Source organism: Micromonospora sp. NPDC005194 (assembly GCF_040608335.1).
GTDB lineage: Bacteria > Actinomycetota > Actinomycetes > Mycobacteriales > Micromonosporaceae > Micromonospora.
The window spans coordinates 199,769-208,025 of sequence record NZ_JBEXIA010000008.1; the positions used below are offsets into that span (position 1 = coordinate 199,769).

General features: G+C 71.8%; 8 protein-coding genes and 1 pseudogene. 6 read left to right on the plus strand and 3 right to left on the minus strand.

Annotated elements, in window-relative coordinates; all coding sequences use genetic code 11:
* Positions 1-569: 569 nt before the first annotated feature.
* From ABZU53_RS09815 to ABZU53_RS09825, 3 genes are all read left to right on the plus strand, one after another.
* Entirely contained in the window at positions 570-1,382 is an 813-nt protein-coding gene (locus ABZU53_RS09815; RefSeq protein ID WP_355065043.1) for a helix-turn-helix transcriptional regulator, read from the plus strand.
* Positions 1,373-1,555 (plus strand): DUF397 domain-containing protein, encoded by a 183-nt coding sequence (locus ABZU53_RS09820; RefSeq protein WP_354857408.1) that lies wholly within the window; start codon positions 1,373-1,375, stop codon positions 1,553-1,555. Before ABZU53_RS09815 ends, ABZU53_RS09820 begins: the two co-directional genes overlap by 10 nt.
* A gap of 81 nt (positions 1,556-1,636) precedes the next feature.
* Positions 1,637-2,221: a GNAT family N-acetyltransferase gene (locus tag ABZU53_RS09825; RefSeq protein ID WP_355065011.1), complete on the plus strand. Its 585-nt coding sequence runs from the start codon at positions 1,637-1,639 to the stop codon at positions 2,219-2,221.
* Here the strand turns inward: ABZU53_RS09825 and ABZU53_RS09830 are convergent.
* Positions 2,188-2,733 carry a CGNR zinc finger domain-containing protein gene (locus ABZU53_RS09830; RefSeq protein WP_355065013.1) on the minus strand — a complete coding sequence of 182 codons (546 nt, stop codon included), beginning with the start codon at positions 2,731-2,733 and terminating at the stop codon, positions 2,188-2,190. The two genes, ABZU53_RS09825 and ABZU53_RS09830, sit on opposite strands and share 34 nt — an antisense overlap.
* An 86-nt stretch (positions 2,734-2,819) precedes the next feature.
* Between ABZU53_RS09830 and ABZU53_RS09835 the strand changes: the two genes are divergently transcribed.
* The 3 genes from ABZU53_RS09835 to ABZU53_RS09845 all read left to right on the plus strand — a co-directional run bounded on the left by ABZU53_RS09835 (position 2,820) and on the right by ABZU53_RS09845 (position 6,295).
* Positions 2,820-3,776: a DMT family transporter gene (locus tag ABZU53_RS09835; RefSeq protein WP_355065015.1), complete on the plus strand. Its 957-nt coding sequence runs from the start codon at positions 2,820-2,822 to the stop codon at positions 3,774-3,776.
* Between the two features lie 13 nt (positions 3,777-3,789).
* Complete coding sequence (locus ABZU53_RS09840; RefSeq protein ID WP_355065017.1) at positions 3,790-4,512, plus strand: HAD family hydrolase; 723 nt, start codon at positions 3,790-3,792, stop codon at positions 4,510-4,512.
* A gap of 97 nt (positions 4,513-4,609) precedes the next feature.
* A complete protein-coding gene (locus ABZU53_RS09845) occupies positions 4,610-6,295 on the plus strand; it encodes a S8 family serine peptidase (protein ID WP_355065019.1) in 1,686 nt (561 codons plus the stop codon).
* A 179-nt stretch (positions 6,296-6,474) separates the two neighbouring features.
* Here the strand turns inward: ABZU53_RS09845 and ABZU53_RS09850 are convergent, their stop codons facing one another.
* Both ABZU53_RS09850 and ABZU53_RS09855 read right to left on the minus strand, forming a co-directional pair.
* A complete protein-coding gene (locus ABZU53_RS09850) occupies positions 6,475-7,338 on the minus strand; it encodes a DUF559 domain-containing protein (RefSeq protein WP_355065021.1) in 864 nt (287 codons plus the stop codon).
* A 432-nt stretch (positions 7,339-7,770) separates the two neighbouring features.
* A pseudogene (locus tag ABZU53_RS09855) lies at positions 7,771-8,202 on the minus strand (IclR family transcriptional regulator); the annotation flags it as partial.
* Positions 8,203-8,257 lie beyond the last annotated feature (55 nt).

Below are 8,257 nucleotides of genomic sequence, written 5' to 3' on the forward strand. Positions count from 1 at the left end.
AAGAATTCGCTCAGACGGCGCCCGGATGGCGCGGCGCTGCGCCAAGATCGCGCCGGATCGGGGTGCGATCGGTGTGGCCCGGCCGGTCGTGGTCGGGTCGGCGTGGTCGGGTCGGCGTGGGCCGGGTCGGTGTTGTGGGGTCGGGTCGGTGTGGTCGGGCCGGGTCGGTGTGGTCGGGCCGGGTCGGTGTGGTCGGGCCGGGTCGGTGTGGTCGGGCCGGGTCCGTGTTGTCGGGTCGGGCCTGGTCGGTGTGGTCGGGTCGGGGTGGCCTGGTCGGTGTGGTCGGATCGGTGTGGTCGGGTCGGTGTGGCCTCGCTGGGGTGGTCGGGTTGGTCGGTTGGTCGGTCTGCTGGGTGGGGCGGGACCGCCCGGCACGGGGGATCGGGCGGTCCCGTGCGGCGCCGCCGGGCCCGGGGGACGGGGAGCGGTGCCGCACTTCACAGTCTGGTGATCGGGCGACTACGGTCGGAAGGGTTTGGCCGGGTCGTCACAGCCGTCCTGTTTCCGGTGGTGACGCCGCTGGCGGCCGGCTGGAGTTGATCGTCGACGGGGTGGAGAGGCGGCAGGTCATGGGCGATGGGCAGATGACGGCGGCGGCGTTCCTGGTCACCGAGCTGCGCCGGGCGCGCGTTCGCCGGGGCTGGAGTCAGGACGAGCTGGCCAAGGCGGTCAACTACTCGCCGTCCATGGTCAGCGCCGTCGAGCTGGGCCAGCAGCCGCCCACCGGCAAGTACCTGGAACTCGTCGACCGCGCCCTGGACACCGGCGGCCTCTTCAGCCGCATGTCCACCGAGCTGGTCAGCCTGGACCGGGCGCAACCGTGGCTGCGCGGCTGGCAGGCGATCTTCGCGCAGGCGCGCACGATCCGGTGGTACGAGCCCCGCTACGTGCCAGGGCTCTTCCAGACGGAGGACTACGCCCGTGCGGTCTTCGAGGCCGGCGGCCTGCTCGCGCCCGAGGAGGTCGAACGGCGGCTGGCCGAGCGGATGAACCGCCAGGATGTGCTGCGCAGCGAGAGTGCCCCGCAGATCGTTGCGGTGCTGGACGAGGCGGTGCTGCGGCGACGGGTCGGCGGGCGGAAGGTGATGCGCGATCAGGCCCTGCACCTGGCCAGCCTCGCCACCGGGCACCCGCGGGTCCGGCTGCACGTGGTGCCGCGATCCGCCGAGGAATATCCGGGGCTCGGTGGGCAGTTCGCGCTTGCCGCCCTGCCCGACGGCACCGAGGTGGCCTACCTGGACTGCCAGGTTCGCGGCCAGGAGTTGGATAAGCCGAAGGATCTGTTGCGGTTGCAGCAGGTCTGGGAGGTTACCCTGGGCGAAGCCCTGCCCCCGCAGGCGTCCATCGAGTTGATCAGCGAGGTGGCCGAGTCGTGGAGTTGACCGACGCTCGATGGCACAAGAGCAGTCGCAGCAACCAGGACGCCAACTGCGTCGAGGTGGCTACGAACCTTGGGGGCGTGGTCGGAGTGCGAGACAGTAAGGACCCGGACGGGCCCGTGCTCGTGGTCGACGCGTACTCCTGGCGGCTCTTCGTGGTCGCGCCCCCGCGCTGACGCGACCGCCCTGCCCGCGACGGTGGTCGCGGGTCGGAAAAGGCGTCGACGGGGTCGTCGTGCGGGCGCGATGATCCGGTCATGGATGGCGATGACCTGGTTCCTCCGGGGACCGAGCGGCTGCGGTTGCGGCGGCTGAGCGTGGCCGATGTGGACGCGTTGGTCGAGTTGGACAGCGACCCCGAGGTGATGCGTTTCCTCACCGGCGGCGTCGCAACCCCGCGTGCCACCGTCCGGGACGAGCATCTGCCGAAGCTGCTCGCCCAGTACGACAGTCATCCCGGTCTCGGTCGGTGGGCGGCCGTCGATCGGGAGACGGGTGACTTCCTGGGCTGGTTCGCCCTCGACCCGTCCAAGGACGGCACCGAGGCCGAGCTGGGCTACCGGCTGCGCCGCTCGACGTGGGGGCGCGGCCTGGCCACCGAGGGGTCGCGGGCGCTGGTCCGGTACGCCTTCGACACCGTGGGCGTCCGTCGGGTGTGGGCCGAGACGATGGCGGTCAACGAGCGGTCCCGGCGGGTGATGGTGAAGGCGGGGCTGCGCTACGTGCGCACCTTCCACCTTCAGTTCGACGACCCGATCCCGGGGACCGAGCACGGCGAGGTGGAGTACGAACTACGGGCCGACGTCGCTCAGGGCCGGCCGGCGGCCCTGCGGGCCCGGTAGGCGGTCACCGCCGCCCGGTTGCCGCAGCCGGCCTCGCAGAACCGCCGTGACCGGTTGCGGGACAGGTCGACGACGACGTTGCCGCAGTCCGGGTACTCGCAGATCCGCAACCGGCTCAGCTCGCCCATGCGGACCAGGTCGGCGATCGCCATCGCCGCCTCCACCGCCATCCGGGTGGCCAGCGGCGCGTCGCGGGGCACGGCATGCAGGTGGTACGGCTCGTCGTCGTGCTCGATGAGCTGCGGCAACGCCCGGTGCTCCAGCAGCAGGGCGTTGACGATGGCGACAACCTCCGACGGCTCGGCGTGCCAGATCCGGCGCAGCCGGGGGCGTAGCTGCCGCACGGCGCGCAGCTCGGAGTCGGTGTGCTCGTGTCGCCCGCTGTAGGCGTGCCGGGTGAAGAACGCGTCCAGCGCGGCGACGTCGGGCAGCAGCTCGCCGTCGCGGCCCGCGGTGTTGACCAACGCGGTGGCGGCGATCAACGAACATTCGGTGTCATGAGCGAATAGCAACTTGACTCCTGTCACGATGGCCGCCTAGCGTCATGAGCAAAAGGATAGTTTGCTCATGACACCGTGTCGTCCCCGAGGAGCGCGAGATGCAGTCACGACCCACCGCCGGCGCCGCGCTGGCGCTGCTCTCCGCGGTCACGTTCGCCACCTCGGGCACCTTCGCGCGGTCGCTCATCGAAGCCGGCTGGTCGGCCGAGGCCGCCGTCGTCGCCCGGGTCGGCGTGGCCGCCCTGGTGCTGGCGATCCCCGCCCTGCTCTCCCTGCGTGGCAGGTGGCACGTGCTGCGGAGCAACAGCGGGGCGGTCGTGATGTTCGGGCTGCTCGGGGTGGCGCTGGCGCAGGTGTGCTTCTTCAACGCCGTGCGGTACCTGCCGGTCGGCATCGCACTGCTGCTGGAGTACCTGGGCATCATCCTGGTCGTCGGCTGGATGTGGCTGCGGCACGGCCAGCGCCCCCGGCGGCTCACCGTGGCCGGTTCGGCCGCCGCCCTGTGCGGGCTGGCCTTCGTCCTGGACCTCACCGGCACCGCCGGCTTCCACCCGGTCGGCGTGGTGTGGGGGCTGGGTGCCGCGTTCGGCCTGGCCGGCTACTTCGTGCTCGCCGGCCGGGTCGACCCCCGACTGCCCTCGGTCGCCATGGCCAGCGGCGGGATGGCCGTCGGCGCCGCCGTGCTGCTCCTCGTCGGGCTGACCGGTCTGCTGCCGCTGCGTGCCACGTTCGGCGAGGTCACGTTCGCCGGGCACCGCACCACCTGGCTGCTGCCCATCGTCGGGCTCACGCTGGTCGCCGCCGTGATCGCGTACCTCGCCGGCATCGCCGGCACCCGGATCCTCGGCCCCCGGCTGTCGTCGTTCGTCGGGCTGACCGAGGTGCTGTTCGCGGTGCTGATCGCCTGGCTGTTCCTCGACGAACTGCCGACCGCCTGGCAGCTCTTCGGCGGTGCGCTGATCGTCGCCGGGGTCGCCCTGGTGCGCCTCGACGAACTGCGCGGTACGCCCGCGCCGGCCAACCCCGAGCCTGCGCTGGCGACCACCCCGCGGTGAGAGAGTGGTTGCCGTGCTGACCACCGTGGTGTTCGACGCCGACGAGACCCTGCTGGACCTGCGGCCGGCGGTGACCGCCGGGCTGGTGACCGTCCTCGACGAGATGCGGCGTCGTACGCCGGCCGCCGCCGACGTGACGCTCGCTGAGCTGGAGTCCGACTGGGGCGCGGTCTTCGGCGAGTTGAGCGCCGCCCCGGTGCTGGAGATCCGCCGCGCCGCGCTGGCCCGGTCGCTGGCCCGCGCCGGGCTCGACGACCACCTCGACGAGATCGCCGCCCTCTTCTTCGCCCGCCGTTTCGCCCTCACCCGACCCTTCCCGGACGTCCCGCCGACCCTGGCCGCGCTGCGCACCCGGTACACGCTGGGCTTCGCCACCAACGGCAACAGCCGCGCCGAACGCTGCGGGCTCGCCGGGGAGTTCGCCTTCGAGATGTACGCGCACGAGAACGGCCTGCCCAAGAAACCCGCCCCGGAGTTCTACGCGGCGGTGGTCGCGACCGCCGGGGTCCCCGCCGAGCAGATCGTGTACGTCGGTGACTCGTGGGAGCACGACGTGGTGGCACCCCGGCGGGCCGGCCTGCGGTCGGTGTGGCTGAACCGGTACGGGCTGCCCCGCCCGGCCGGCTTCACCCCCGACGCGGAGGTGTCCACCCTGGCCGACCTGCCAGTGGTCCTGTCGGATCTGGCGGCGGGGTCGTCCGACCGGGTGGACGTGGGCATCGAGCCGGGAGGATGAAGGAGAGATTCACCGCCATAACGGACGTCCACCTGGCGTAAACCGGGCGGGTGTTGTGTGATGGCTGCCACGTCCCTCAACGAGAGGATCCGATGTGGTGAGCAAGCGCTTCACCGCCGGTGCCGTCGCGACCGCGGCAGCACTGGCACTTACGGCAGCGGGCCTGGGTGTACCGGCCAGCGCCGCGCCGAGCACCTCCCGCACCTTCACCGTCGTCGCCGAGGACGGCTTCGCCGCCGACACGGCCGTCGCCGCCATCCAGGCAGCCGGCGGCACGGTGGTGTCCCGGTCCGACGAGGTCGGCATGTTCCAGGTCACCAGTGATCGGGCCGACTTCGCCGCCAAGGCGACGGCAGCCCCGAGCCTGATCGGTGCCGCCGAGCAGAAGGCCATCGGCCGCAAGCCGAAGCTCGACCGGGTCGAGCAGGAGCACCTGGTGGCGGCGTCGGTCGCAGCGGGCGCCGCAGCCCGGCGCGGCGCAAAGATGGACCCGCTCGACGACAAGCTCTGGGGCCTGGAGATGATCCGGGCCGACAAGGCCCGCAAGGTCGAGCCCGGCGACCGCCGGGTGACCGTCGGCGTGCTGGACACCGGCGTCGACGCCAGCAATCCGGACATCGCGCCCAACTTCAACTGGGCGTTGTCGCGCAACTTCGCGCCCGACCGGACCGACGTGGACGGCCCGTGCGAGGTGCCGAGCTGCCTCGACGCGGTAGGCACCGACGACGGCGGGCACGGCACCCACGTGGCCGGCACCATCGGCGCGGCCGCCAACGGCTTCGGCCTCTCCGGTGTCGCCCCGAACGTGTCGCTGGTCGAGCTCAAGGGCGGCCAGGACTCCGGCTACTTCTTCCTCGACCCGGTCGTCAACGCGCTGGTCTACGCCGGCCGCTCCGGGATCGACGTGGTCAACATGTCGTTCTACGTCGACCCGTGGCTCTACAACTGCACCGCCAACCCGGCCGACTCGCCCGAGGCGCAGGCCGAGCAGCGGGCCATCATCAAGGCCATGAAGCGGGCGCTGGTCTTCGCCCACAACAAGGGCGTCACCCTTGTCGGCGCGCTCGGCAACAACCACGAGGACCTGGGCGCGCCGCGTACCGACACGTCCAGCCCGGACTACGGCGCCGACCCGTACCCGCGCCCGATCGACAACAACAGCTGCTGGGACCTGCCCACCGAGGGCCCGCACGTCATCGGTGTGTCGTCGGTCGGCCCGTCCGGCAAGAAGTCGGACTTCTCCAACTACGGCACCGAGCAGATTTCGGTCGCCGCGCCGGGCGGCTGGTTCCGCGACGGCTTCGGCACGGACACGTTCCGCACCTACGCCAACGAGATCCTGTCGTCGTACCCGAAGCATGTGCTCCAGGAGGAGGGCTCGGTCGACGCCGACGGCAACGTCGTCGCCGGCTTCGAGGAGTCCGTCTTCAAGCAGTGCAAGCCCAACGGTGAGTGCGGCTACTACACCTACCTCCAGGGCACCTCGATGGCGTCCCCGCACGCCGCCGGCGTTGCCGCGCTGATCGTCAGCCGGTACGGCAAGCCGCAGGGCCGGGGTGGCTTCGGCCTGTCCCCGGACCAGGTGGAGCAGCACCTCTACCGCACGGCGGCCGAGCACGCCTGCCCGGAGCCGCGCCTTCAGCAGTACCGCAACGAGGGCCGTGACGAGTCCTTCGACGCGTACTGCGCCGGAGGGGTCAACTTCAACGGCTTCTACGGGTACGGGATCGTCGACGCCTACGCGGCGGTGACGACCCCGCTCAAGCCCAACGCCCGCCCGTAAGACACCACCGCGAGGCCCGGTCGACGCTGGTCGACCGGGCCTCGCCGTCATCCCAGCCTCCGCGTCGACCGGGTGGCACGCTCGCGGTCGTGATCGGCTCCAGCTCGCCGATATGGCTGTATCAGGTGGACGGGACACCCCCACGTCGGCGAGCTGGAGTCGATCACAGCCTGGGGCGATCAGCGTCGCCAGCCGCGGGAGATCAGGGCCGACCGAACCTCGTTGAGCACGGCAGGGAACTCGTTCTGGAGCCGCCTGCTCGTCACGTGCAGCACCAACCAGCCCGCACCAACGAGAAGGTTGAGTCGTCGGCGGTCGCGGTGCAGTTGCTCGGGGTCGGCGTGCCATCGGCCGTCGTACTCCACCGCCACCCGGAACTCGGGCCAGGCCAGGTCGGGATGGAGCACGAGCCCTCCCGGCAGCCGGATCGGGTGCTGGGTGACCGGTCGGGGGAGCCCGCCCAGTACCAGACGCACCCGTAGCTGCGACTCGGGTGGTGACTGCGCCCCCGCATCGGCGACGTCGAAAATCCAGCACGCGCGTCGTCCGCCGGGCCGGTCGGCATTGGCGGCGGCGACAGCGGCCAGCGCCGCCCGGGTGGTCAGACCGGTCGCGAGCAACGAGTCGACAATTCCGACCGCGCGCAGCGGGTCCAACCAGACCGCCGTCTCCCACGCCGCAGATGCCGGATCGGTTCGGCGGAGAGTGGCACTGCCCCGCTCGCCGGGCAGTGCGTTGATCGACGTGGACGGTGGCGCTGGCGTCGGCGGTGACGCTGGCGTCCGCCGGGGCGGTGGCATCGGCGGTGACGGTGGCGTCGACGGCCGTGCGACGGGCAGGGCGTCCATCGCCACGGCCGGCTGCCGCGCGATGGACAGAGCGGGGTTCGGCGTCGCAGCGGGATCGCCATTGACCACGTGCACGTGAAGGCCGCGTTGAGAGTCGACGCGGGCGATCTTCGGCACCAACACGTGCACGTCGTCGTCGAACCCGGCGGCGTGCTCGATACCGTGCAGATAGGCCGACGAGGGCCCGGCGATCATCGCCTGCGGCGGTAGCCGAAGGGTTGCGGCACGGCAGGCCAGCTCGTGTGTGCGTTCGAGGCGCGCGTCTGCGTACACGTCATGGCGAAGTCGGACCCACGACGAGCCGCGCAACTGATGTCTGGTGATCAAGCCCTGTCGAATGACTGCGGAGCCACGAAAAACCTGCCAGGCAAGGGCCGGAGGCCGGTGCGGGTGCGGAGGCATGCGGCCAGCGTCCGACGCTCGAGGCACCTGCCGATACCCCTGTGGACAGCGTCGGATGGTCGCCCTGCAGGTGCCTGTGGACAACCGCCAAGAACCTGACGAACGTGTTATACGGCGAGATCATCACCAGCTCGGCGTTGTGGCGCTATCCAAGGCTTGCGATGACGCCAGGTCGGCGATCTGGAGTCGATCAAGCCTCAGGCCGCCAGGCGGTCGGCGGGGAGGTCAGCGGAGGGCGGCGGTGACGGCTGTGGCGGCGGCGAGCACCTGGGGGCCGATCAGGTCGACGTCCAGCGGGGCGAGCGCGACCACCCCGACGCTGGCCTCCAGACCTGGTACGCCGAGCACCGGCGCGGCCACCCCGTACGCCCCGGACTGCAGCTCCCCGCTGCTGCTCACCGGCTCGGCGGCGCCGCCCCGACCAGCCAGGATCGCCCGACCCGCGGCGCCCCGGTCCAGGGGGTGCCGCGCCCCGGTCCGGTACGCGACGTGGAACGACGTCCAGCTCGGCTCGACCACGGCCAGGGCGACGCCCTCGCCGCCCTCCACCACGGTCAGGTGTGCCGTGGCGCCGGCCTGCTCGGCGAGCCGGCGTAGCGCGGGCAGCGCCCCCTCGGCGAGCAGCGGCTGGGCGCGTCGGGCCAGGTGCAGCACCCCGGCGCAGCAACCTCGGCCACTACATGAACCTCACCGCCGGGGCGGTGTTCCTGGT